This is a genomic window from Mycobacterium sp. D16R24 (assembly GCF_002013385.1).
GTDB lineage: Bacteria > Actinomycetota > Actinomycetes > Mycobacteriales > Mycobacteriaceae > Mycobacterium.
In genome coordinates this window covers 86,417-109,974 of sequence record NZ_MAEV01000022.1, presented here as the reverse complement: position 1 = coordinate 109,974, position 23,558 = coordinate 86,417, and the positions used below count along the sequence as shown (strand labels likewise).

At 64.8% G+C, this 23,558-nt stretch carries 23 protein-coding genes and 1 pseudogene; 13 read left to right on the top strand and 11 right to left on the bottom strand.

The features are described 5' to 3' along the window. The first annotated feature begins 60 nt into the window (after window positions 1-60). Window positions 61-600, top strand: coding sequence for a hypothetical protein (locus B4383_RS19405; RefSeq protein WP_078292647.1), 540 nt, complete (start codon window positions 61-63; stop codon window positions 598-600). Between the two features lie 209 nt (window positions 601-809). Next, window positions 810-1,052: a hypothetical protein gene (locus B4383_RS19400; RefSeq protein ID WP_078292646.1), complete on the top strand. Its 243-nt coding sequence runs from the start codon at window positions 810-812 to the stop codon at window positions 1,050-1,052. A 33-nt stretch (window positions 1,053-1,085) separates the two neighbouring features. Here the strand turns inward: B4383_RS19400 and B4383_RS19395 are convergent, their stop codons facing one another. Then, window positions 1,086-3,203, bottom strand: coding sequence for an acyl-CoA dehydrogenase (locus tag B4383_RS19395; protein WP_078292615.1), 2,118 nt, complete (start codon window positions 3,201-3,203; stop codon window positions 1,086-1,088). 192 nt (window positions 3,204-3,395) lie between these two features. Between B4383_RS19395 and kstR the strand changes: the two genes are divergently transcribed. The 6 genes from kstR to B4383_RS19365 all read left to right on the top strand — a co-directional run bounded on the left by kstR (window position 3,396) and on the right by B4383_RS19365 (window position 10,065). Beyond that, window positions 3,396-4,073: a cholesterol catabolism transcriptional regulator KstR gene (gene kstR / locus B4383_RS19390; protein ID WP_078292614.1), complete on the top strand. Its 678-nt coding sequence runs from the start codon at window positions 3,396-3,398 to the stop codon at window positions 4,071-4,073. A 60-nt stretch (window positions 4,074-4,133) separates the two neighbouring features. Then, complete coding sequence (gene otsB, locus B4383_RS19385) at window positions 4,134-6,665, top strand: trehalose-phosphatase (RefSeq protein WP_078292645.1); 2,532 nt, start codon at window positions 4,134-4,136, stop codon at window positions 6,663-6,665. A gap of 164 nt (window positions 6,666-6,829) precedes the next feature. Continuing rightward, window positions 6,830-7,708 carry a zinc ABC transporter substrate-binding protein gene (locus B4383_RS19380; protein WP_078292613.1) on the top strand — a complete coding sequence of 293 codons (879 nt, stop codon included), beginning with the start codon at window positions 6,830-6,832 and terminating at the stop codon, window positions 7,706-7,708. Window positions 7,709-7,715: 7 nt separating this feature from the next. Next, the gene (locus B4383_RS19375; RefSeq protein ID WP_078292612.1) at window positions 7,716-8,501 is read left to right on the top strand and encodes a metal ABC transporter ATP-binding protein; all 786 of its coding nucleotides are present in this window, start codon (window positions 7,716-7,718) and stop codon (window positions 8,499-8,501) included. Continuing rightward, window positions 8,494-9,324, top strand: a complete 831-nt coding sequence (locus tag B4383_RS19370; protein ID WP_078292611.1) for a metal ABC transporter permease — start codon at window positions 8,494-8,496, stop codon at window positions 9,322-9,324. The genes B4383_RS19375 and B4383_RS19370 overlap by 8 nt, the downstream gene beginning before the upstream one ends. An 18-nt stretch (window positions 9,325-9,342) precedes the next feature. After that, window positions 9,343-10,065 (top strand): 5-oxoprolinase subunit PxpA, encoded by a 723-nt coding sequence (locus B4383_RS19365; protein ID WP_078292610.1) that lies wholly within the window; start codon window positions 9,343-9,345, stop codon window positions 10,063-10,065. Window positions 10,066-10,117: 52 nt separating this feature from the next. On the opposite strand, the gene B4383_RS19360 is transcribed toward B4383_RS19365, so the two are convergent. The 6 genes from B4383_RS19360 to B4383_RS19335 form a co-directional block, all read right to left on the bottom strand. Next, window positions 10,118-11,116, bottom strand: a complete 999-nt coding sequence (locus tag B4383_RS19360) for a glycerophosphodiester phosphodiesterase family protein (RefSeq protein WP_078292609.1) — start codon at window positions 11,114-11,116, stop codon at window positions 10,118-10,120. 90 nt (window positions 11,117-11,206) lie between these two features. Further along, window positions 11,207-12,154: a 23S rRNA (guanosine(2251)-2'-O)-methyltransferase RlmB gene (rlmB, locus tag B4383_RS19355; RefSeq protein WP_078292608.1), complete on the bottom strand. Its 948-nt coding sequence runs from the start codon at window positions 12,152-12,154 to the stop codon at window positions 11,207-11,209. A 2-nt stretch (window positions 12,155-12,156) separates the two neighbouring features. Continuing rightward, window positions 12,157-13,566: a cysteine--tRNA ligase gene (gene cysS / locus B4383_RS19350; RefSeq protein ID WP_078292607.1), complete on the bottom strand. Its 1,410-nt coding sequence runs from the start codon at window positions 13,564-13,566 to the stop codon at window positions 12,157-12,159. 11 nt (window positions 13,567-13,577) lie between these two features. Then, entirely contained in the window at window positions 13,578-14,054 is a 477-nt protein-coding gene (gene ispF / locus B4383_RS19345; protein ID WP_078292606.1) for a 2-C-methyl-D-erythritol 2,4-cyclodiphosphate synthase, read from the bottom strand. Further along, entirely contained in the window at window positions 14,051-14,725 is a 675-nt protein-coding gene (gene ispD / locus B4383_RS19340; protein WP_176126456.1) for a 2-C-methyl-D-erythritol 4-phosphate cytidylyltransferase, read from the bottom strand. Before ispD ends, ispF begins: the two co-directional genes overlap by 4 nt. Then, window positions 14,715-15,203 (bottom strand): CarD family transcriptional regulator, encoded by a 489-nt coding sequence (locus B4383_RS19335; RefSeq protein WP_078292605.1) that lies wholly within the window; start codon window positions 15,201-15,203, stop codon window positions 14,715-14,717. The genes ispD and B4383_RS19335 overlap by 11 nt, the downstream gene beginning before the upstream one ends. Window positions 15,204-15,581: 378 nt before the next feature. Here B4383_RS19335 and B4383_RS19330 point away from each other — a divergent pair, with 378 nt between their 5' ends. The 4 genes and pseudogenes from B4383_RS19330 (at window position 15,582) to radA (ending at window position 18,742) form a co-directional block, all read left to right on the top strand. Next, window positions 15,582-16,280 (top strand): hypothetical protein, encoded by a 699-nt coding sequence (locus B4383_RS19330; RefSeq protein ID WP_078292643.1) that lies wholly within the window; start codon window positions 15,582-15,584, stop codon window positions 16,278-16,280. Between the two features lie 76 nt (window positions 16,281-16,356). Then, window positions 16,357-16,812, top strand: coding sequence for an MmpS family transport accessory protein (locus B4383_RS19325; protein ID WP_078292604.1), 456 nt, complete (start codon window positions 16,357-16,359; stop codon window positions 16,810-16,812). An 81-nt stretch (window positions 16,813-16,893) separates the two neighbouring features. Beyond that, window positions 16,894-17,258: pseudogene (locus tag B4383_RS19320) on the top strand (MmpS family transport accessory protein). A gap of 50 nt (window positions 17,259-17,308) precedes the next feature. Continuing rightward, complete coding sequence (gene radA / locus B4383_RS19315; protein ID WP_078292603.1) at window positions 17,309-18,742, top strand: DNA repair protein RadA; 1,434 nt, start codon at window positions 17,309-17,311, stop codon at window positions 18,740-18,742. On the opposite strand, the gene B4383_RS19310 is transcribed toward radA, so the two are convergent. Further along, window positions 18,732-19,247 (bottom strand): PaaI family thioesterase, encoded by a 516-nt coding sequence (locus tag B4383_RS19310; protein WP_078292602.1) that lies wholly within the window; start codon window positions 19,245-19,247, stop codon window positions 18,732-18,734. The genes radA and B4383_RS19310 overlap by 11 nt on opposite strands. Before the next feature lie 50 nt (window positions 19,248-19,297). Here B4383_RS19310 and disA point away from each other — a divergent pair, with 50 nt between their 5' ends. After that, a complete protein-coding gene (disA, locus tag B4383_RS19305) occupies window positions 19,298-20,383 on the top strand; it encodes a DNA integrity scanning diadenylate cyclase DisA (protein ID WP_078292601.1) in 1,086 nt (361 codons plus the stop codon). On the opposite strand, the gene B4383_RS19300 is transcribed toward disA, so the two are convergent. From B4383_RS19300 to B4383_RS19290, 3 genes are all read right to left on the bottom strand, one after another. Beyond that, window positions 20,380-21,123: a hypothetical protein gene (locus B4383_RS19300; RefSeq protein WP_078292642.1), complete on the bottom strand. Its 744-nt coding sequence runs from the start codon at window positions 21,121-21,123 to the stop codon at window positions 20,380-20,382. The two genes, disA and B4383_RS19300, sit on opposite strands and share 4 nt — an antisense overlap. Before the next feature lie 122 nt (window positions 21,124-21,245). Beyond that, complete coding sequence (locus tag B4383_RS19295; protein WP_078292600.1) at window positions 21,246-22,790, bottom strand: LCP family protein; 1,545 nt, start codon at window positions 22,788-22,790, stop codon at window positions 21,246-21,248. Between the two features lie 151 nt (window positions 22,791-22,941). After that, window positions 22,942-23,556 (bottom strand): carbonic anhydrase, encoded by a 615-nt coding sequence (locus tag B4383_RS19290; protein ID WP_078292599.1) that lies wholly within the window; start codon window positions 23,554-23,556, stop codon window positions 22,942-22,944. Window positions 23,557-23,558 lie beyond the last annotated feature (2 nt).

The following is a 23,558-nucleotide window of genomic DNA, read 5'->3' as shown; positions in this document are numbered from 1 at the left end:
CGGGTACAGAAAAAAGATCTCGGCGCCGCTGCCCCAACGGACCGATACGATTCCGACATCATGAAGTCCCTGAAATCGGCGCTGGCCGCCGCATCACTGGTGGTTACTTCCCTAGTCTTCCCAGGTACCGCTACCGCCGAGGTCAAGACCACCGACGTCAGCACTCCCGTCGATGAGGGGCGCCAACTCGAGGTGCACGCCACCGCCGACTGTCGCAGGGCAGAACGGCAGTGCTACTACACCGCGAGCTTCAACCTGCGGACCCCCAGCGGGATTGAGGGATTCGGGGGCGACCTGTGGGCCAAGCAGACGACCGAACTACGCACCTCGGACCGGATGAACTACCTGTGGGTGCAGTGGGCCGACAATCCGAACACCGTGGAGCACAACGGCGGTAGCACCTGGCTGCTCACCACCGTCTACTTCGGTGGAGGCGATGTAGACCGCTTCCGGATCACCGGCACCACCCAGCCGACCGATTGGGCGACAGGGCAACCCAAGCTCGATGCCGACTACATCGTGTGCAGCCACGTCGAGGCCAGTATCGGTGGCCGCAGCGTGATCTCGCCCGACGCCTGCGCGCAGGCCCGCTTCAGCTAGCCGTCACCAGGTTGTTGATCTCAGCGCCGCCACACTAGCGCGGAATCCGGGCACCCAAGCAGAACATGTATGCGTGCTGCCCGCGTCTATGCGACAACAATTGCTCCGGCAGGAAACCCCGACAGTTGTCGCATAGAGGCGGGCAGCAGATGTGTGTCATCTAAGAGATCGGTCCGACCATGTCGGCGCCCGGTGGCAGGGTGCTGAACATGACCGCTCGGACCCGCTCGTTGCGCACCGAGCTGCGCTACCTGCTCGTCCTGCATATCCATCGCCACGGACTCTCCACCGTATCCGAGATGGTCACCATGTTGACGGACATAGGTTTTGACGTAGATGGCGGCCCGTCAAAGACGATCTCGGATGCACTGCGCACCGACGTCAAACTCGACCGAGTTCGTCGCCGCGGCCGCGGCCTCTACGGTCCGGGGGCGATCCCGCGCGGCACGTAACACCGCGTGCGCACCCGAGCTGACCGCTGGCTGTCAACGCGGCAGGCCGAGTAGCCGCTCCCCCGCCACGCTGAGCAGGATCTGGGTGGTACCTCCGGCAATCGACAGGCACCGGTCCCGCATGAACAGCCACATCTCGTGAGACTCCACCGCGCCATGGGTGTCCACGTAGTCGAGGATATGCTCCGAAAGTCCCTGACGATGACGCACACCGACGAGCTTGCGCACACTCGAGGCCGCACCCGGATCCTGACCACCGATGGCGCGCAGCGCGGTGCGCAGATCAAGCAGCGCGCCCGTCTGCGCCGAACACACGAAAACGCCGAGCGTATCGAGTTGCGCCGCATCCAGTTCGCTGTCCCCGATGAGGGCGAGCAGCGACTCCATGGCCTCGTCGAGAGTGCCACCTCCCGCCATCGCCACCCGCTCGTTGGCCAGTGTGGTGCGGGCCAGGCGCCACCCGTCGTCGACCGAACCGACCACGCACTCGTCCGGGACGATCACACCGTCCAGGAAGACTTCGTTGAACATCTCCTCGCCGGTGATCTCACGCAGCGGCCGCACGGTGATCCCGGGAGTCTTCATATCCAGCAGGAAGTACGTAATGCCTTTGTGCTTGGGAACGTCGGGGTTGGTCCGCGCCAGGCAGATCGCCCAGTCCGCGATCTGAGCCTTGGAGTTCCACACCTTCTGACCGTCGAGCTTCCACCCACCGTCGACCCGGGTTGCCTTGGTACGCAACGCCGCAAGGTCGCTACCGGCGCCGGGCTCGGAGAACAGCTGGCACCATTCAATCTCACCACGCAGCGTGGGTGCCACGAATTGCGCTATCTGCCCGGGAGTTCCGTGCTCCAGAATGGTGGGGGCCGCCCACCATCCGATGACAAGATCGGGGCGTGTGACACCCGCGGCATGCAGCTCCTGGTCGATGAGCAGCTGCTGCGCTGCCCCCGCGCCCAACCCATATGGCACGGGCCAGTGCGGAGCCAAGAAGCCCGAATCGGCCAGCCGAATCTGGTGTTCACCTCTTGGTGCAGAAGCGATTTCCGCAGCGGTGGCCGAAACTTGCGCACGCTGATTCTCCGCCTCACCGAGGTCGACGGTCAGGGAGCGGCGCGTTCCCTCCAGCGTCAGCGCGGCGGCCGTCCGCCGCCATGCCGCGGGCTTGCCCAAGAAGGACTGGAGTGCGTATGCGCGCCGCAGGTACAGGTGTGCGTCATGCTCCCAGGTGAATCCGATACCACCAAGAATCTGGATGCAGTCCTTGGTGCTGGCCAGCGCCGCATCGACGGCGACCGCCGCCGCAACGGCGGCGGATAGCGAAAGCTGCTGAGAATCACCGTCATTGGCGACAGCATCCTGCGCGCATCCGGCGGCATCCCAGACAGCGACATCGGCCTGCTCGACACGGCATAGCATTTCCGCACACATGTGCTTGATGGCCTGGAAGCTGCCGATCTGCCTACCGAATTGCTCGCGCACCTTCGCGTATTCGACAGCGGTCCGCAGCGCCCAACGCGCCACACCGACAGCCTCGGCCGAGAGGGTCACCGTCGCCAGATCGGCGACCACGGCGGCTGGCAGGCTCACCGGATGTACCACGGCGCCGCACAGGGTGACCGCAGCCCACGGGCGCGAGAAGTCGGTCGCCCTCTTGACGTCCACCGTGACGCCGGCACCCACGCAGTCGATCAGCACCCAGCCGTCGGGCCCCGGGGCCAACAGCACTCCGTCGGCCGTACCCCCCAGCACCGCGGGCAACACGCCCGAGGCCAGCCCGTCGGCGATGGTCAGGTTCCCGGTGCGGGCCAGCCCCGCCGTGCGATCCCCGGCGGCCAGCGCCGCGACCAATTCCGCGGGTCCATCCGTCGCCAGCACTACCGCGGCCAGCGCACTGGTGGCAACCGGTCCCGGCACCAAAGACGCCGCGGCCTCGTCGACCATGGCGATCATGTCGTCGAATCCAGCTCCCGAACCGCCGGCGACCTCTGGTACCGCGACACCGAAAATGCCCAGCTCAGCCAGCCCGGCATAGGCAGGGCCCCACCCGTGGGGCTCGGACTCCATCTTCCGGACCGACTCGATGACAGCCGCGCTCTTGGCCCACTGACGGACAGCGTCGCGGGCGGCTTCCTGCACATCGGACGACACAGATTCTCCTCGGCTTGATTCGGGTACATGAGACTAGAACGTGTTCTAATATCGTGATTGGGTTCAGTGTAGTAGGAACGCATTCAGGCTGTACAGAGCACTACCAGCGGGCCAGGGAGACCTGAAACGGCCCATGGTGATCCGTATAGTCGTGCGCTGAACCAGAACGTGAACGCAGGGAGTAGAGACGCCATGGCAACGCCTCGGACATCTAGCGCATCGGAAACCGCGCAGTCAGCTAGCGGTCATACCGACGCGACCAATCAGCCTGCCGCCGTCTCAGCACTATCCGACGACGATCTCGGTTCGACCGCGCAGCGCGAGCGCCGTAAGCGCATCCTGGACGCCACCTTGGCCATCGCCTCCAAGGGAGGCTATGAAGCGGTGCAGATGCGCACCGTCGCCGAGCGCGCGGACGTCGCCGTCGGCACCCTGTATCGATACTTTCCCTCCAAAGTGCATCTGCTGGTGTCCGCGCTGGAGCGCGAGTTCGAGCAGATCGACGCCAGATCGGATCGTGGTGCCGTCAGCGGCAGCACCGCATATGAACGGCTGCATACGGCGATCACCCGGCTGAACCGCAACATGCAGCGCAATCCCCTACTCACCGAGGCGATGACCCGCGCCCTGGTCTTCGCGGACGCTTCCGCCGCAGGTGAGGTTGATCACGTGGGCCGGCTAATGGACGGCATCTTCGCCCGCGCGATGGCCGGCGACGACGATCCCTCCGACGGGCAGTTCCACATCGCCCGTGTCATCTCGGATGTCTGGACCTCCAACATGATTGCCTGGTTGACGCGGCGAGCATCGGCAACTGATGTGAGCCACCGGCTTGATCGCACCGTCAGATTGCTGCTGGGAATTACCTGACCTGCGACGCTTGGCCTAACCAACCCTGAGTAAGTAGCGGACGTAGACTCGGGACCCGTGGTGAGTGCCCAAGATCTGCCCGTCGAACTGCGCCGCGCTCTTTCCGAGGTGGCCCGTACGCCCCGGCTGCTCGTGGCCTCCGACTACGACGGAACGATAGCCCCGCTGGTCAACAACCCCGATGACGCACGCCCACATCCAGAATCGGCTACGGCGCTGCGGGCTTTGGCGGGACTGCCGTCAACAACTTCGGCGCTGATCTCCGGACGGGCACTGCGCGATTTGGCGACCCTGTCGCGACTGCCCTCCGAGGTGCATCTGGTCGGAAGCCACGGTTCGGAGTTCGATGCCGGATTTGTGCACGCCATTGACGGAGACGCCAAGGCACTGTTGAAGACCATTGCCAACAAGCTGTCGGCGATCGCCGCCGAGTACGCCGGGGTAGCCATCGAGCTGAAGCCGGCGAGCGTCGCACTGCACGTGCGCAACGCCTCGGTAGAGGACGGCGATGCCGCGCTGGCCCAAGCACTTACCGTGGCCAACGGTTGGGGCGCGCAGGTCACCGAGGGCAAGAAGGTCCTCGAATTCGCCGTCATACCGACCGATAAGGGACAGGCGCTCGACATCCTGCGCCATCAAGAGGGTGCGACCGCCGCAGTGTTCTTCGGAGACGATGTCACCGACGAAAAGGCCTTCAAACGGTTGCACGGTCCCGACGTCGGCGTCAAGGTGGGGGACGGCGAAACACTCGCCGAATATCGCATCCCGGACACCGAATCCGTGGGCACCGCACTGGCTTTCCTATTCGAAGAGCGCCGCACCTGGCTGCTCGGCGGACACGCCGCCCCCATCGAACGTCTCACCATGCTCGCCAATTCGCGCACCATCGCGCTGGTGACCCCCACCGGCGGCGTCACCTGGATGTGTCATCCCGAACCCGACTCGGCCGCGGTCTTCGCGCAACTCCTCGGTGGGGACGAGGCCGGACACTTCACGATTGGCCCCGCACGGTCAGCGCTGCCGCTGGGCCAGAAATACATCGACAGCACGATGACAGTCGAAACACGTTGGGCCAGTCTGCAAGTCACCGACTACTTGGCACCCGACGAGATCCCCGGACGCACCGATCTGATCCGGGTTGTCACCGGTGAGGCCGATGCGGTGGTCACCTTCGCCCCGCGTCCCGAGTTCGGCCAGGCTCCCGTGCAATTGGTCGCCGAAGACAACGGCGTGCGCGTGCTCGGCACCAATGATCCCATTGTGCTGCGCGCCCCCGGCGTCACCTGGAAAATCGGCGCCGACGAACAGAGCGCCACCGCGACCATCAGCCCGGCAAATGGCCCGGTGGTCCTCGAGCTACGCTGCGGCACCGAAGATCTCGGCGAGAGCTCAGTTACTGAGCCCGAGCTACGGGAACGGGCCGAATCCTACTGGCGCGACTGGGCCCAAACCCTGACCCTCCCCGAGCGCAAGCCCGGACTGATGAAGCGCTCGGCGCTGACGTTGCGTGGGCTGGTGCACTCCGAGTCGGGCGCGATCCTGGCCGCAGCCACCACATCGCTACCGGAAGACATTGGCGGTATTCGTAACTGGGACTACCGGTACTGCTGGTTACGTGATGCCTCGATGACCGCATCGGCACTGGTGGCATTGGGATCGCTAAGCGAGGCCGAGGGCCTGCTGGGCTGGCTGCACCGGGTGCTGGAGCATCTGCCCGGTCCTGATCGCCTACACCCGCTGTACACATTGGCCGGAACGGTGCTGCCACCCGAAGCGGTGATCGACTCGTTGCCCGGGTATGCGGGCTCACGCCCGGTCCGCGTCGGCAACGCCGCCAATTCGCAAGTGCAGCTGGACGTCTTCGGCCCGGTGGTGGAACTGATCCATGACCTGACCCACGCGCGCCGGCGCCTCGGACACACCGATCCGTTGACCGATGCCGACTGGAACCTGGTGTCCGACATGGTTCTCGCCGTCGAGCGTCGGTGGCACGAACCCGATCACGGAATCTGGGAGATCCGCGGAAATCCCCGGCATCACGTCTACTCCAAAGTCATGTGCTGGGTGACCGTGGACCGCGCCGTGAAGCTCGCCCAAGAGTTTCAGCGTGAATCACCTCCATCCTGGGCCGCACTGCGCGACGAGATTGCCGCCGAAGTCGTGGAAAAGGGCTGGAACGAGTCGGTCAAGTCCTTCACGGCCGCCTACGACGGCACCGATCTGGATGCCGCCACCCTCTATATCGGACTATCCGGACTGATCGAGCCCACCGATCCCCGCTTCACCGCGACAGTGATCGCCACAGAGGCCGAGTTGCGCAGTGGTGCAACGGTTTACCGATACCACAGAGACGACGGTCTGCCCGGTGGAGAGGGCGGCTTCCATCTATGCGCCGCCTGGCTCGTCGAGGCGTATCTGCTCATCGGTGCGCGATCGCAGGCCGAGCTACTGTTCGACCAGCTGGTCAAGGCCACCGGCCCCACCGGCCTGCTGTCCGAGGAATACGACCCGGTGGCCGAACGCTCGCTGGGCAACCATCCGCAGGCGTACAGCCATATCGGGCTGCTGCGCTGTGCGGCCCTGCTTTCCTAACGGTCCATTTCGCCGCGCTACTGGCAGGCACGGGCGCGATCACTGCTGCTACCGGCGCTGCGCGTCGCCACCAAGCTCAGCGAGCGCTGACACGTTTTGCACTCTCACCACCCATCCCACATAATGAAAACCGTTTTCATTACTGGAAGGGCTGGAGGTCCGCTGTGCACGCTCGCGTGGCTGGGTTGGCTGTGACGGTTGCGACCGTCGGAACGCTCGTGCTCTCCGGTTGCGGCCAGGCCGCCCAACGGTCCGATGAACCCACGGTGGTGGCCTCCACCGACGCCTGGGCTTCGGTGGCCAAGGCCGTCGCAGGCGACCATGCCACGGTGAGCGCATTGGTCAGCGGCGCCAACACGGACCCGCATTCATTCGAGGTGACGCCCGCGGCGGCCGCGCAGGTCCAGGACGCCACCCTCGTGGTGTACAACGGCGACGGCTACGACCCGTTCATCGACAAGCTGCTCAAGGACGGCCAGCCCCGGATCAACGCCTATCAGCTGCTACCCGCTGACTCGATCGACAAGAATGAGCATGTGTTCTACAGCCTGGGCACCGCCAAAAAGGTAGCCGATCACGTCGCAGACGAGCTCGCCAAGGCCGACCCGGACGACGCCGATACTTACCGCGCGAATGCCAAAACATTTGGGCAGCAGCTTGACTCCATCTCAGATCTGCAGCATGGCATCGCCGAGAAGGACCACGGCAAGGCGATCCTAGCGACCGAACCGGTGGCCAGTCACCTGGTCTCTCATTGCGAACTGGTCGACCGCACGCCCCACGACTTCGCCGAAGCTGCCGAGCAAGGCCAGGACCCCTCCCCCGCGGATCTCGCCACCGCGTTGGACCTGATCAACACCAAACAGGTTGCGGCACTGCTCTTCAACTCCCAAACGGCCGGACCGGTGACCAATCAGCTCAAGCAAGCCGCCGAATCCCACGGCGTCCCGGTGGTGACGGTGACCGAAACCCTGCCGGACGACACCGACTACATCACCTGGCAGCGACGCACCACCGAGCAGCTCGCCACGGCCCTGAGATAATGGCCGCATGAGTGTCGCCACACTGCGCAATGCCTCGCTGAATCGTGGTGGACGCACCCTCTGGGAGGATCTCGACCTGACGGTCGAACCAAGTGAGTTCATCGCGTTATTGGGCCCCAACGGTTCCGGAAAGACATCGCTGCTGCGACTGCTGTTGGGTGAAGTCCCGCTGACGCGGGGCGCGATGACCGTTGCCCACGACCTCGGATACGTCCCCCAACATCGGCTTGCCGACAACGCGCTGATCCTGCGCGCAGAGGACCTGGTGGGCCTCGGAATCGACGGACACCGTTGGGGTTTGGCGGCACTAAATCCGGCCAGCCGGGCGCGCCGTCGCGCAACGATCGACCTTGCGCTGGATCAAGTGGATGCCGGTCATCTGGCCACCAAAGCCGTCTCGTCGCTATCCGGCGGCGAGCTCCAACGGGTGCGCATCGCGCAGGCGCTGGCGGGCGATCCCGCACTCCTGCTCTGCGACGAACCCCTGCTGAATCTGGATCCCGCAAGTGCACAACAGATTTGCGCGCTGCTCGACAAAAGGCGGCGCAGCGCACGGACGGCCGTGCTGTTCGTGACCCACGAGATCAACCCGATCCTGCCGTACGTGGACCGGATCCTCTATCTGGTAGACGGGCGCTTTCGGATCGGTACCGTCGACGAGGTAATGACGACCGAGACGTTGTCGGAGCTGTATCGCGCCCAGATCGACGTGGTGAAGGTGCGCGGACAGTACGTGGTCGTGGGCGAAAACCGACAGGTCACCGAGGAATGTGCGGAGCACGCACATGAATAACTTCTTCGACCTTTCCCTCACCGCCGACCTCCTCGGACGCGACTTCGTGCAGCAGGCGATCCTGGCGGCCGCGCTGCTGGGGCTGCTGGCGGGGCTCATCGGCCCGTTTGTGGTGATGCGCCAGATGTCCTTCGCGGTACACGGTTCCAGTGAACTATCGCTAACGGGTGCCGCCGCAGCGCTCTTGGCCGGCGCCAACGTCGGCACCGGCGCGTTACTCGGAAGCGTGGTTGCAGCAATACTTTTCGGCATCCTCGGACAACGCACCAAGGATCGCGACTCGGCGATCGGTGTCGTCATGGCCTTCGGGCTGGGCCTGGCGGTGCTGTTCATCCACATGTATCCGGGGCGCACCGGCACCAATTTCGCGCTCCTCACCGGGCAGATCGTCGGCGTCGGATACAGCGGGCTGCTGATGCTCGTCGTGGTGAGCATCCTGGTGGGCGCGGTACTGGCGGTCACCTATCGGCCGATGCTGTTCGCCACGGTCGACCCCGACGTGGCCGAGGCGCGCGGAGTCCCCGTGCGTGCCTTGGGGATTGTGTTCGCTGCCCTGGTCGGCCTCACCGCGGCGCAGGGTGTGCAAATCGTCGGCGCGCTGCTGGTGATGTCACTGCTCATCACGCCTGCGGCGGCCGCCGCTCGCATCACCTCATCCCCGGCGCGCGCCATCGGGTTGTCCATTGTCTTCGCCGAGATCGCCGCCATCGGTGGAATCGTGCTGTCCTTGGCACCGGGCGTACCGATCTCGGTCTTTGTCACCATGATCGCAGTGTCCATCTATCTGCTCTGCCGTCTCATCGGGCGGTATCGGCACGCCTGAGCGAGCTAGGCTCGCACGATGGACCGCATCGACCTGAACGCCGACCTCGGTGAAGGTTTCGGAGCCTGGCGCCTCGGCGATGACGAGGCGATGCTGGACGTGATCACCAGCGCCAACCTCGCCTGCGGTTTCCACGCGGGCGATCCTGCGACATTGCTTCACACGTGTCGCGCCGCTGCCGCACGCGGGATCCGGATCGGCGCACAGGTGGGCTACCGCGACCTCGCCGGATTCGGTCGCCGGTTCGTCGATATCGCTGCCGATGACCTGTATGCCGACGTGGTGTACCAGATCGGCGCACTGGACGCATTGGCCCGGACCGCGGGATCGTCGGTGACCTATGTGAAACCGCATGGCGCGCTGTATAACGCGATCATCCACCACGAGGCGCAGGCGGACGCGGTCGCGCGTGCGGTGCGGGATGTCCGTGCCGATCTCCCCGTGTTGACGCTGCCGCATGGCGCATTCGGGGACCGCGCACGCGCATTGGGGCTGCGCGTAGTGACCGAGGCCTTCGCCGACCGCGCCTACCGCGACGACGGCACCCTGGTGCCACGTGGTGAGCCGGGTGCGGTGCTGCATGATCCCGCCGCGGTCGCCGCACGGATCCCCGCACTCAGCCGCACAGCCGAATCGATTTGTGTGCACGGCGATTCACCGGATGCGGTGACGATCGCGCGGGCTGTCCGCGCGGCGCTGACCGCCAACGGAATCGAGCTGGCCTCGTTCGTGCAGGCCTGACGGCGAAACCGCCGCTGAAATGGGCCTCCAGCGCGATTATGAGATCATTCGCCTAGCGCTGATAGGCCGGTGGCAGCGGCAGACCCTTCTCGGCCACGACCTTCCGTAAGACCGTCGGGTAGTCGCTGATGATCCCGTCCGCGCCGGCGTCAATCTGGGCCTTCATGGTCTCGGCATCGTTGATGGTCCAGGGAATGACCTTGAGCCCCAAACTGTGCGCCTTCTCGACAAACTTCTTGTCGGCGACCAACGCGAAACCAGGGTCACCCACCTTGCCTCCATAGGGCACCGTGTATCCGGGCGACAGAATCGTGGCACCGATCTGCTTGGCCCCGTCAATCGGATCCTTGACGACCGCGGGGTCCACCCCGCCGAGCCAGGGCGAGCCTGGGTACCACGTGGTCTCGTCCCAGAGTGCGACGAGTGGGATGCCCGGTTCGGCCCGCTTGGTCATCGGTAGCGTGCGCCAATCGAAGCTCTGAATCTCTACTTTGTCGACCTTGCCCGTCGCGCGGATCGCGTCGAGGATGACATCGACGAACACCTGCGGCTCGGCGGATTTCTGTGGTTCCGCGGCCTCCACCTTGGTCTCGACGTTGTACCGCACGTCGGCGTGGTAGGAATCGGCGAGGGCGAAAACCTCTGGCAACAAGGCAATCCTGTCGTTCTTGACCACCTCCGCCTGCGGAAAATCCTTGAGCAGCTTGCCGCAGTCCAGCGTGCGCAGCTGATCGGAAGTCAGGTCTTTCACCAGCTTTCCCACGTAGGGGAACTGCGGGTCGCCAGGTATCACCGGGGCCGTATCGGAGCACTTTGCGGAATCGATCATCGGATCGTGCCAGACCATCGGTTTGCGGTCCTTGGAGATGACGATGTCAAGCTCGAGAGTGCTCACCCCGAGTTCAAGGGCTTTCGCGAAGGCGCGCAACGATTCTTCGGTGGTTTCTCCACGTCCACCCCGGTGCGCCTGCAGGTCAAAGGACGCCTTGTCCTTTTCTCCGCAGGATGCCAATGCCAGGGTGACGGCAAGAATGGCGGCCAAGCGCTTCATGGCGATGAGGTTATGTCACTCTCCCCGAGAAGGCACTCGCGTACACCAAACAGCCATCTTCCGTATACAGTCGACTTATCGCGCCTGAAATCAGCGACGCTGACGCGCGATCTCCGCGAGTACCACGCCCGCGGCCACCGAGGCGTTCAACGATTCGACAGGCCCCGCCATGGGGATCGACACCACGGCATCGCAGGTCTTGCGGACCAGCTGAGACAACCCCTTGCCCTCCGACCCGACGACAACAGCGATATCGCCAGCACCGTCGAGATCGTCGAGCTCGGTGTCGCCGCCGGCATCAAGCCCGACGATGGTGATCCCCTTGTCTTGCCAATCCTTCAGTGTGCGCGTCAGATTCGTGGCGCGGGCCACAGGAAGACGCGCCGCCGCACCCGCACTGGTACGCCAGGCGACGGCGGTCACCGACGCGCTGCGCCGCTGCGGAATGACGACGCCGTGCCCGCCGAAGGCGGCCACGGAGCGCACAATGGCGCCCAGGTTGCGCGGGTCCGAGATGTTGTCCAGCGCCACCAGAAGCGCAGGCTGCGCCTCGGCGCGGGCGCGAGCCAGCAGATCATCGGGATGCGCGTACTTGTACGGCGGCACTTGCAGCGCGAGCCCCTGGTGCAATCCGTTGGTGCTCATCCGGTCCAAGTCAGGTCGTGGCACCTCCAGGATCGCGATCCCGGCGTCGGCGGCCAGCGACACCGATTCGGTCAGCCGCTCGTCGTTATCGGCGCCGACGGCGACGTACAGCGCGGTTGCCGGCACACCTGTACGCAGGCATTCGAGCACCGGGTTACGGCCCAGCACCATCTCGGACTCGTCGCCCTGCTTAAGCCGACGCTGTTTGGCGTCGCTGACCTTCCGCTGGACAGCGGCACGTTTGGCGGCCGGATGCTTCGTCCGTTGTTCGGCCGGCGGAGTGGCGCCCTTGCCCTCCAGTCCGCGCCGGCGCACACCGCCAGAACCGACGGTGGGCCCCTTCTTGGTACCAGGCTTACGTACTGCGCCACGGCGCTGAGAATTTCCTGCCATTGCTACTCTTCGTCGCTACTCGTAAGGGACCACTGCGGGCCGTCTGCGGTGTCGGTTATCTCCAGGCCCGCGCGCTTGAGCCGATCCCGGATCTCGTCTGCGAGCGCCCAATCCTTCTCTGCCCGAGCTCTTCCGCGCCGCTCCAGCTCGGCGGTAACCAGCACGTCGACGGCGTTCAATGCGGCAGACGTCTCGTCGCGCGTCTCCCAGCGTTCATCGAGCGGATCGCAGCCAAGAATCAACATCATGGAGCGGACACTTGCCGCCGACGACAGTGCGCCCTCGTGGTCGCCGGCATCCAACGCCCGGTTACCGTCGGCGCGCGCGGAATGCACCTCTGCAAGCGCGATCGGCACCGACAGGTCGTCGTCCAGGGCTGCCGCGAAGGCGGGGGTCCAGGTACCCACTGGCACCTCGCCAACCCGAACCCGCACTCGATGCAGGAAATCTTCGATACCGCAGTAGGCCTTTACCGCGTCAGCGAGCGCGGTCTCGGAGTACTCCAGCATGGAGCGGTAGTGCGCACTGCCCAGGTAGTAGCGCAACTCGACAGCCCGAACACGTTGCAGCACAGCGGGAATGGACAGCACATTGCCCAACGACTTGCTCATCTTCTCGCCGCTCATGGTGACCCAGCCGTTATGCAGCCAGTATCGGGCGAATCCGTCGCCGGCAGCCCGGCTCTGCGCGATCTCATTCTCGTGGTGCGGGAAGATTAAATCCATCCCACCCGCGTGAATGTCGAACTCCGGCCCCAGATATGACTCACACATCGCCACGCACTCGGTATGCCAGCCCGGGCGGCCGGGTCCCCAGGGGGTCGGCCACGACGGCTCACCGGGCTTGGCGCCCTTCCACAGGGTGAAGTCGCGCGGATCACGTTTTCCGGTCGCGACACCCTCGCCCTGGTGCACATCGTCGATCTTGTGCCCAGACAGTTGCCCGTACTCCGGATAACTCAGAACATCGAAGTAGACGTCGCCACCACGGGCATAGGCATGCCCGGTATCAATGAGCCGCTCGATCAGCTCGATCATCTGGGTAATGTGCCCCGTCGCGCGCGGCGATACCGAAGGCGGCAGCACTCCGAGGGCGTCGTACGCCTCGTCGAAGGCGCGCTCATACGTCGCCGCCCACTCCCACCACGGCCGCCCCGCATCGGCCGCCTTATTGAGGATCTTGTCGTCGATATCGGTGACATTGCGGACGAACAGGACGTCATAGGCGCGGGCAGCGAGCCAGCGGCGCAGCACATCGAAGGCAACACCGCTGCGCACATGCCCGATATGGGGCAGACCCTGCACAGTTGCCCCGCACAGGTAGATGGAGACGGACCCGGGATGCAGAGGCACGAAGTCACGCACGGCACCCACGCGGGTGTCGTACAGCCGAAGCGGAGCGTGACCGGTCACGACCAGCGAGCTTACAGCGCTGTGACGAGCGCCGTTGCCACCGCGGCCAAGCCTTCTCCGCGTCCAGTCAGCCCCAACCCGTCGGTCGTGGTCGCTGACACCGAGACCGGAGCCCCGAGAAGGCCAGACAGTAGCTCCTGCGCCTCCACCCGGCGGGGTCCGATCTTCGGCCGATTCCCGATCACCTGAACCGCGGCATTACCGATCCGGAAACCGCTGTTGTGCAGCAGCTCCCGGACGTGGGTCAGCATCTTCGCGCCGCTGACACCCGACCACTCGGGCTGACCGGTACCGAATACCGCGCCCACATCCCCAAGCCCTGCTGCTGAGAGCAGGGCATCGCACAGGGCGTGCGCGGCAACGTCACCGTCTGAATGTCCCTCGCAACCGTCGGCATCCGCGAAGAGCAGCCCGAGTAGCCAGCATTGCTTGCCCTCCTCTATCGGGTGCACATCGGTGCCGATGCCTACCCGGGGCAATGCGGTCATTGGGCTACCCCTCTGCTCAGGATTGCCTCGGCCAGCATCATGTCCAGCGCTGTGGTGATCTTGAAGGCCAGCCGATCGCCCTCCACCACATGAACGCGCTCACCGATCTGTTCGACGAGCGCGGCGTCATCGGTGGCGATATCGCCAGCGGCCGCATACGCGCGTCTGAGCACGGTGGCCGCAAACCCCTGCGGGGTCTGCACCGCACGCAAGCTTGCCCGGTCGGGTGTGCCGCTCACATCACCCGCCGAATCGACCGACTTGATGGTGTCCGAGACCGATATCGCCGGGATGACCGCGCAGCGGCCTTCACGTAGTTCCGCCACGATGCGGGCAATCATGTCCGGAGGGGTCAACGGACGGGCCGCATCGTGAACAAGAATCCAGTCGGCCCCAGCCACGGCGGCCAACCCGGCACGCACGGAATCAGTGCGCTCGGCACCGCCCTGCACAACCCGGGCCGACGGGCCTACCAGCGCCGCGGCCTTGCCGAGCTGATCGGCGCCAACGACGACTACTACCTCGTCAATGGCACCTGAAGACAACAAACCATCAACAGAACGTTCGAGCATTGTCCGGCCACCGACCGTAACGAAGGCTTTCGGAACATCTGCACCCAGCCGCACACCGAGACCGGCGGCGGGAACTATCGCCGCTGTCCTACGAGGCAGCTGCGAGCACCTCGTCGAGAATGGTGTCGGCCTTGGCGGCGTTGGTGTTCTCCGCCAGCGCAAGCTCGCCGACAAGAATCTGGCGGGCCTTGGCCAGCATCCGCTTCTCGCCTGCGGACAGGCCGCGCTCCTGCTCACGACGCCACAAGTCGCGAACAACCTCGGCGACCTTCTTCACGTCACCGGAAGCCAGCTTCTCCTGGTTGGCCTTGAATCGACGGGACCAGTTGGTCGGCTCTTCGGTATGCGGTGCACGCAGCACCTGGAAGACCGTGTCCAGACCCTCGCGTCCCACCACGTCACGGACACCGACGTATTCGGCATTGTCGGCGGGCACGCGGACCGTCAGATCACCCTGGGAAACCTTGAGGACGAGATACTCTTTCTGCTCGCCCTTAATCGTCCGGGTCTCGATCGCTTCGATCAGTGCTGCACCGTGATGTGGATAGACAACGGTGTCTCCGACCTTAAATATCATCTTGTTTCGTGCCCCTTTCGATACCTAATTCTACCACGGCGTATCTCGGCATGCCCACCAACGGTGCAGGTCAGGGGCATTGCAGATGAACCCTCGGGGTTGACAGGGTGACCTTTTCGTGCATCCAGCACCCCTTGGCGCCCCCGCTGGCCGGCCCATAAACCAGCCCCCACAAGCGGTAATCCAGGTCACATCGGTTCCCTGAAGCTGGACTCGACCACCAGATCCCGACGGATCCGGACCGCCTTCGCGCACGCGGCTCATCCCGAGTGCCCCGCTGTTTTCGTCCTCGCGAGGCACCTACTACTGTCTATAGGACATATCGGCCGCAGGTGGATTTCGGACTGTCCGGAGCCGCTATCGATCAGGGAGATGCCTGTGTTTCGCACTCGGTCCCAGCGCAGCATCGCGCGCGTGACGACACTTCTCGGCGCCGCCGTTCTCGCGACCGCCCTCACCGGCTGCGGTGCGGGGCAGATCTCGCAGACAGCGAACCAGTCGTCGGCGATCAACGGCGGCAGTGCCAACCTCGGCAACCTCGCTTTGCGCAATATCCACCTCGTCGGGAGCCCGGACCCGGTGAAGCAGCGTGCGGGACAGAAGGCCGAGCTGGTTCTGGTCATCACGAATGAATCCGCCGATGTCAACGACAAGCTCACCTCTGTTTCCTCTCCCGACGACATCGGCAAGGTGACACTGAGCGGCGACAGCGACATTCCGGCCACCGGCCGCCTGTTCGTCGGAGCCGCCGAAGGCCAAGAGCCCGCCGCCGAGGCCGCCGGCCCAGAAGCAGCCAACGGTGAGCATGGCGCCGCCCCGTCCGCTGAGCCCGGAGCCACGACCACAGAGGTCAAGGCGCCAGAACCCAAGCCACTGGCCTCGTCTGATCCGACCATCAAGCACGGCAAGGCGCAGCTGCAGCTGACGAAGGATCTGGCGGACGGCCTCACCTACCGATTCACCTTCACCTTCGAGAAGGCCGGAGAGGTCACCGTCGCGGTGCCCATCGACGCCGGACCGAGTGCACCTCGCCAGCACACCGCCAACGAGGGCGGACACGAGGGCGGCGGACACTAACACAGTCGCGTAGCGAGGGCCCGGAACGGCGATCTGCCGTCTCGGGCCCTCGCTTTTTTCGTGCTAGCTTGCGCCCATGAAACGGCTCGTCACCTGCGCCGCGGTACTAGCCATGATGGGTGCGGTGCTGACCGCGCCTGCCGCACACGCGGCACCCAAAACGGTCACCTACAGAGTGTGGGCGGAGTACGGCCCGCTGCTTGCGGCAACCATCGGCTACAACGAGGCAGACGGGTCCCGGCACGGCGCGATGAATCCGCAGTTGCCGTGGGGGAAGGACGTCGCGTGGACCGATGACACCAAGCACCCCCTCATCAATGTCACCGGATACAACACCGGCGATGGCCCCCGGATCTTCTGTCAGATCCTCATCGACGGCCAGGTAGTCGACGAGGACGACCGAGTGGAACTAGCCACCTGCAGCTATGCCACCGACGGCCTACCCCGCGAGCACTGCATGCGCGGCAATTCCGGCTCCATTGTCGGCATCTTGACCAAGGTGGATGGCGACCCGTGCAGTCGCGCTCAGTAACGCAGCGCTGTGACGATTCGGCCCATCGGGCAGTCGTCGCCGTGATAGCTTCCGGCCCAAAGCCAGAACCGGGAGGACACCGTGAAGCGAACGTTGGCAGCGGCAACTGCAGCGACTGCGATTATTGGTCTGGTCCTTCCTGGGACGGCGCAGGCGCACCCCCCAAGGTGACCTATCTGGTGTGGGCTGCCGGCAAGACACCGGAGGCCGGCACCATCAGCTACGGCGACTACTCCGGGCTGCCGCAGGCCGTCAGCGGCGTCAAGTTGCCATGGTCGGTCACGGTGGCTTGGCCGTACAAGGACACCGTCAAGCAGGTGACGGCAATCTGGGGCACGGGCCATATCCATTGCCGGATTCTGGTGGACGGGCAGACCCTCCTGTCCAACGACGGCGAGAAGACCGTGAATTGTCAGGACCGCATCGTCCCGCTGCCCCCTGACTGAAACCGCGGATGTCCTGGCTCGGTGTCATACCCGGCCGCTAACGTCGCGGTGTGGCCAAACCCCGCGCGCAGTATCGCTGTTCGGAATGCCAGCACACCACCGCCAAATGGGTGGGCCGCTGTCCTGACTGCGGAACCTGGGGCAGCGTCAGTGAAACCGCCGTGCTGTCCTCGATCGGCGGGCTGGGCGCCGTACGCGCGGTGGCCCCGGCGACCGCGGCGGTACCGATCACCAGTATTGCGACCGACGACACCCAGCATCGGCCGACCGGCGTTTCCGAACTCGACAGAGTGCTCGGCGGCGGTGTCATCACCGGCTCGGTGAACCTGCTGGCCGGCGAGCCCGGAGTGGGGAAGTCGACGCTACTGCTGAAGGTTGTCCACCAGTGGGCGGTCTCGGGCGGACGAGCCCTGTACATCAGCGGCGAGGAGTCAGCGGCGCAGGTCCGGCTACGGGCCGAACGCACCGGCTGCGTACACGACGAGGTATATCTGGCGGCAGAATCCGATCTGCACAGCGTGTTGGGCCACATCGATGCCGTTAAACCCACTCTGGCAGTGATCGATTCGGTGCAGACCATGTCGACCACCGATGCCGACGGCGTGACCGGTGGCGTCACGCAGGTGCGCGCGGTGACCACGGCACTGACCATGGCCGCAAAGTCGTCGGGTGTAGCGATGGTGCTGGTTGGTCACGTCACCAAGGACGGCGCCATCGCGGGCCCGCGGTCCCTGGAACACCTGGTCGATGTGGTGTTGCACTTCGAAGGCGATAAGCACTCGGCGCTGCGGATAGTGCGCGGGATCAAGAATCGATTCGGTGCCGCCGACGAGGTTGGATGTTTTGAGCTGCGCGACAAGGGAATCGAGTGTGTCACCGACCCGTCCGGGCTGTTCCTGGAACATCGCGAGAACGCCGCGGCGGGCACCGCGGTGACGGTCACCCTCGATGGCAAGCGCCCGCTACTCGGCGAGGTGCAGTCCCTCGTCACCACATCGACCAACCCCTCACCGCGGCGCGCGGTCAGCGGACTCGATCACGCACGCTCGGCGATGGTGACCGCCGTGCTCGAGCGTCACGGACGAATTCCCTTGGGCAACAATGATATTTACATGGCTACGGTGGGCGGGATGCGTATGACCGACCCTTCGGCGGATTTGGCCATCCTGATGGCAGTGGCCTCTGCATACACCGATATTGCCCTACCAGCCAACATGGTGTTCATCGGCGAGGTCGGGCTGGCGGGAGATATCCGGCGCACCGCCGCCGTGGGTCGGCGCATCGCCGAGGCGGCGCGCCTCGGATACACCCACGCGGTGATTCCCCCCGAGGGCGATGACCTCCATCCCGCCGGAATGCATCTGCTGCGTTGCCCCACGGTGGGCAGGGCCCTCGAGGTGCTCTCCGAAGCCCGCCGAATCGAACCGGAGAAGCGCCCGAGCCTGCGCCTGGCGCGGAGCCGCACCGACGGTGCTACGGACTGATACCAAGCGCGCGCGAAGCGCCATCTCCGTAGTGCGCGTCCGGGTCGATGATCACGAAGATGCCCTGCGAACTAGCCACCACATCACCGTCGATGCGCGCGCTCGCCGTCGTGTACAGCTTGCGTCCGGATCGGCCCTCCACAGCGGAGGCCAGGTCCACCGTCGCCCCAACGGGAATCGGCCTGCGATAGTCGATCTCCAAATGCGCTGTGACAGCGATCAACTGCGTCACGATGCCCAAAACGCCCTGTAGCTCATCGAAAATGGCCGCCATGACGCCGCCATGGATGACGCCGGGTCCACCCTCCAGCTCAGAGAGCACCTCGAACTGCCCCGTGACGCTGGCGCCCTCGCCGGCGTAGAATTGTGTCCCCCACAGGTCCTCCTCGGGCCCCGGGTGGCTAAACCTGCGGGGCCAACCCGGCTTCAGCACCGCACCTGGAGCGGGAGCTTCTGGGCCGCGACTAACCGCCTCTAGCCCCTCGGGCAACGTCCACGTCGACATGACCACGTAATCTAACTGCGGCGAACCGAGCCTGGAGAGGGAGGGGCGCGATGGACAACGCGGAAGCCAACGCAAGGATGCGGGAGACTCTGGCCCGGTTGGCGCCGGGCACACCCCTGCGCGACGGGTTGGAACGCATTCTTCGTGGTCGCACCGGGGCGCTGATTGTTCTCGGCTACGACGACAAGGTAGAGAGCATCTGCGACGGCGGCTTCTCGCTTGACGTCGCCTTCGCCCCCACCCGCCTTCGCGAGCTGTCCAAGATGGATGGCGCCGTGGTGCTGGACACGGACGGATCGCGCATCGTGCGCGCCAATGTGCAATTGGTGCCCGACCCGTCCATTCCGACCGACGAGTCCGGCACCCGGCATCGCTCCGCGGAGCGCACCGCCATCCAGACGGATTACCCCGTTGTGTCCGTGAGTCATTCGATGAGCATCGTGAGTGTGTACACCGCTGGTATCCGGCACGTGGTCATGGATTCGGCGACAGTCATGTCGCGAGTCAACCAAGCGGTATCCACCCTGGAGCGCTACAAAACACGACTGGACGAGGTGACCTCGTCGCTGTCCACCGCGGAGATCGAGGACTTCGTGACTCTGCGTGACGTCATGACGGTGGCGCAGCGCCTGGAGCTGGTGCGCCGGATCAGTCAGGACATCGAGCTCGACGTCATCGAGCTGGGCACCGACGGACGGCAGCTCAAACTGCAGATCGGCGAGCTGGTCGGCGATAACGACACCGAACGCGAGCTGCTGGTCCGGGACTATCACGCCAACCCCGAGCCACCGACGCAAGCGCAGATCGCCTCAACTCTCGAGGATCTGGACGCGCTCTCGGACACCGATCTGCTGGATCTGACGGTGCTGTCGCGGACATTCGGATACCCCTCCACCGTCGAAGCCCAGGACACCGCGATGAGCTCTCGCGGCTACCGGGTCATGACGCACATCCCCCGGCTGCAGTTCGCACATATCGACAGGCTCGTCAGAGCCTTCGGATCCCTACAGGGGCTCCTGGCCGCCAGCGCGACAGACCTGCAGTCGGTGGAAGGTATCGGGGCCATGTGGGCCCGGCATATCAGGGAGGGCCTGTCGCGTCTCGCCGAGTCGACTCTTACCGAGCAGACCGGCTAGGCCGGTGGCGCCGCCGGCGGAGGTGCGTCGGCGGGCTTCTCACCGATGATGAAAGGCACTGGCGCACTGCGCAGATCCCCGAGCTGCACCACCAGCGAGTACGTTCCCGGGCCGATGGCCGGACGGGGCAGCGGGCAGTTCGGCGCGGAGCCCATGCCGGTCCAGGTGACCTCGGTGGTCACCTGCTCGCCCGGGTTGAAGGTCTTGATGGAGTTCTCCTGCGACGGAGCGCAGTCCAAGTTGGCCCAGATCCGCTTGTTGTCGACGCTGAACACCGACGCGGCCAGCACGGCGGCACCCACATCCCGCTTGCACTGCACCAGGCCGATGTTGGTCACCACCATGGTGAACTTGGGCTGCTCACCGGCAAGATAGCTGGGCTTATCACTGGAGGCCTTCACCGCAAGCGTCGCGTCGGGGCAATCATCACCGGGGTTCAGCGCCACCGGCGGCACCAGCTCGGGCTTGGCGATGGGCGGTCCGTCATGGACCGGGGCATCCGCGGGCTTGTCGGACGGCTTTTTAATCTCGTTCGGCGGCAGGATGACCGGCTGACCGGCGGGGGCCGCCGCTTCGGCGGGCTGATCCGCGGCCTTGGTATCGGCTCCTGCACTGCCACCTACCAGCGCAAAGATCACCGCGGCGACGATGGCAACCACGACCACCGCCACGCCGATCGCGAGGGCGCGGCGCCGCCAGTAGATCTCTGAAGGCAGCGGGCCTGAGGGGTGCATGTCAATCACGATTCAACGGTAAGCGCAGGTCACTACGGGATGGCCGACCTCGCTCGGCGTGTCGGCGAGCTACGCAGACTTCACAATGCTATTTGGGGGCCTTGGGGGCTGTCCACAGCCATCCCACGTCAGTTCACGCAGGGAACGCCACTGCTGCTGCCGACCACCGGCTTACCCGAGTCCGGCGGCGCGTAATCACTCGAGGACTCCGAGCTCGAGTAGCTGGACATCGAGCTCGCGGTGCCACTGTCTTCAGTGCTCAATACATCGGATGGCGCGGAGTATCCGGCGCCCAACATGACGCGAATTCGTCCGGGCGTCAACGTCGGATCCGCACTGGGTTTCGCATCGATACCCAACATGGTGGACATCGCCTTGGCATCGGCATCGGCGCCTGCACCGTAATCGATGGTGGTAGTGGTTGATTCGCCGCTTTCCGGATCCCGCACGTCGCCCTTGGTATAGCCGCGACTGACGAGCGCCGACGAAATTGTCGACGCCAGACCGGAAGTGGAGGTGGCGTTCACGACATCGACGGTGCTGGTGGGCGTCGTCGGGGTGGACGCGGGCGCAGAATCCGAACCCGTGAAGGCTGCGGCAACCTTGGCCCGGATCGCCACCGGGTCAACGATGTTGACGTCCGCACCGTTGATGGTGTCGTATCGCACCACGGGCAGCGTCTGGAAATTCACGTTGCCGTCCGCGATCTGCCCGATGCGCTGGAACTGCTTCTCGGTCCAGCCTTTTGACAGCACGACATCCTTGTGGACGACGTTCATCAGACCGGTGAGTTTGGTGATGTCGGTCAGGGTGCCGGCATTGCGCAGCTGCTGCATCACCGAGATCAGGAAGGCCTGCTGACGGTGGGTGCGATCGAGGTCGCCGTTCTCGAGCCCGTGGCGCTGACGCACGAACGCCAATGCCTGCGAGGCGTTGAGGGTTTGTTCTCCCGCCTGGAAGTTGGCGCCCGAGTAGCTGTCGTAGACGGCATTGTTCAGGCAGACGGTGACCCCACCAAGCTCGGAGGCCAAGTCGTAGAAGCCGACCAGATTGACCTCGGCGAAGTAATCGATGGGCTGACCGGTCAGACGGTGTACGGCATTGAGGGTGGCTCGGCGGCCCGCCTCGCGGCTCTGCTGCTCCAGTGTCGCCTGATCGGTGATGCCCTCGTTGACGAGCTTGTCCGCCTCGTTGGCCTTGGTCAGGCCATAGGCTTCCTTGATCTTGATGTGCTTGTAGCCCGGTATGCCGTCGGCCGGGACCCAATCGTCGCGGGGGATCGAGAACGCGGTGACCTTGTTGTCGGCGCCAACGTGCACGAGGATCAGGGTGTTGGTGTTGTAGCCGCCCGCATCCGAATCACCGGCGTGCAGCTGGTTCAGGACCGCCTTCGGCAGGTCGTTGCCGTCCTGATCCTTCCGCGAGTCGAGACCGATCAGCAGCATGTTCATGGAGCCGTCGCTCGATTTGCCGCCTTCGGCCTCCGCCCCCGAGGTGGGGACGTGACTGAACGCCTTGTAGAACACCTGCCAACCGGCGCCGGTTACCACCAGACTGCCGCAGGCTAGCAGCGCGAAGATGACCCGACCGGCCGCAGTTTTACTTACCGACCAGCGGTTATTCGACTTAGGTAGTGCGTGCTTTGGCCGACTGCGACCAGTGTCGCGGCTCATCGGTAACTACCCCGATGTGGCAGCAACGTACACACCGAACTACCCATCCCTCCCCCAGAGAAATCTGCATTCGTTCTAATTCTCCCATCACAGACAGCAAGATGCCATGTGACGTTTGCCGAATGGGCTTTGACCTGGGGCTTAGAAGTTGTTACTGGCCGATGTCGCCGACGTGGCCGTGCAAAACAACGCGTCCGTCGGCGAGTTTGTAGGTCAGATACACCAGCGCGAGCTTCTTGGCCTCGACCGCATCGGCCACCACCTGCGAGCGCTGCAGCAGCTTGATGCCGGTCTCCTCGACATGGCGGGCCTCGAACTCATCGATCCGGGACAAGCCATCTTTGCGGCCACCCAGGATCGAGGGCATCACCCGCACCACCAAATCCCGGATGTACCCGCCCGGCACCTCGCCGGTGTCCAGAGCCTGCACCGTGGCACCCACCGCGCCACAGGAGTCATGCCCCAGGATCGCGATCAACGGCACACCCAACACCGCCACCGCGTACTCGATCGAACCCAGCACCGCCGAGTCGATCACCTGCCCCGCGGTGCGCACGATGAACATGTCACCCAGGCCCTGATCGAAAATGATCTCCGCGGCCACCCGGCTATCGGAGCAGCCGAACAACATCACCTGGGGGTTCTGGCCATTGGCCAGCTCGGTACGACGCGTCACGCTCTGGCTCGGGTGCTGCGGATAACCGCCGACAAAACGCTGGTTACCCTCTTTGAGTGCCTTCCAGGCGGACCTCGGATCAGCTGTCATAC

Excerpts from the sequence above, each read along its gene's own strand:
- B4383_RS19295 (WP_078292600.1), bottom strand. The coding sequence starts at position 22,790 with ATGAGCCGCGACACTGGTCGCAGTCGGCCAAAGCACGCACTACCTAAG.
- B4383_RS19370 (WP_078292611.1), top strand. The coding sequence starts at position 8,494 with ATGAATAACTTCTTCGACCTTTCCCTCACCGCCGACCTCCTCGGACGC.
- B4383_RS19375 (WP_078292612.1), top strand. The coding sequence starts at position 7,716 with ATGAGTGTCGCCACACTGCGCAATGCCTCGCTGAATCGTGGTGGACGC.
- B4383_RS19365 (WP_078292610.1), top strand. The coding sequence starts at position 9,343 with ATGGACCGCATCGACCTGAACGCCGACCTCGGTGAAGGTTTCGGAGCC.
- ispF (WP_078292606.1), bottom strand. The coding sequence starts at position 14,054 with ATGACCGCATTGCCCCGGGTAGGCATCGGCACCGATGTGCACCCGATA.
- B4383_RS19335 (WP_078292605.1), bottom strand. The coding sequence starts at position 15,203 with ATGATATTTAAGGTCGGAGACACCGTTGTCTATCCACATCACGGTGCA.
- B4383_RS19405 (WP_078292647.1), top strand. The coding sequence starts at position 61 with ATGAAGTCCCTGAAATCGGCGCTGGCCGCCGCATCACTGGTGGTTACT.
- B4383_RS19325 (WP_078292604.1), top strand. The coding sequence starts at position 16,357 with ATGAAACGGCTCGTCACCTGCGCCGCGGTACTAGCCATGATGGGTGCG.
- B4383_RS19310 (WP_078292602.1), bottom strand. The coding sequence starts at position 19,247 with ATGTCGACGTGGACGTTGCCCGAGGGGCTAGAGGCGGTTAGTCGCGGC.
- B4383_RS19290 (WP_078292599.1), bottom strand. The coding sequence starts at position 23,556 with ATGACAGCTGATCCGAGGTCCGCCTGGAAGGCACTCAAAGAGGGTAAC.
- disA (WP_078292601.1), top strand. The coding sequence starts at position 19,298 with ATGGACAACGCGGAAGCCAACGCAAGGATGCGGGAGACTCTGGCCCGG.
- kstR (WP_078292614.1), top strand. The coding sequence starts at position 3,396 with ATGGCAACGCCTCGGACATCTAGCGCATCGGAAACCGCGCAGTCAGCT.
- B4383_RS19360 (WP_078292609.1), bottom strand. The coding sequence starts at position 11,116 with ATGAAGCGCTTGGCCGCCATTCTTGCCGTCACCCTGGCATTGGCATCC.
- rlmB (WP_078292608.1), bottom strand. The coding sequence starts at position 12,154 with ATGGCAGGAAATTCTCAGCGCCGTGGCGCAGTACGTAAGCCTGGTACC.
- B4383_RS19400 (WP_078292646.1), top strand. The coding sequence starts at position 810 with ATGACCGCTCGGACCCGCTCGTTGCGCACCGAGCTGCGCTACCTGCTC.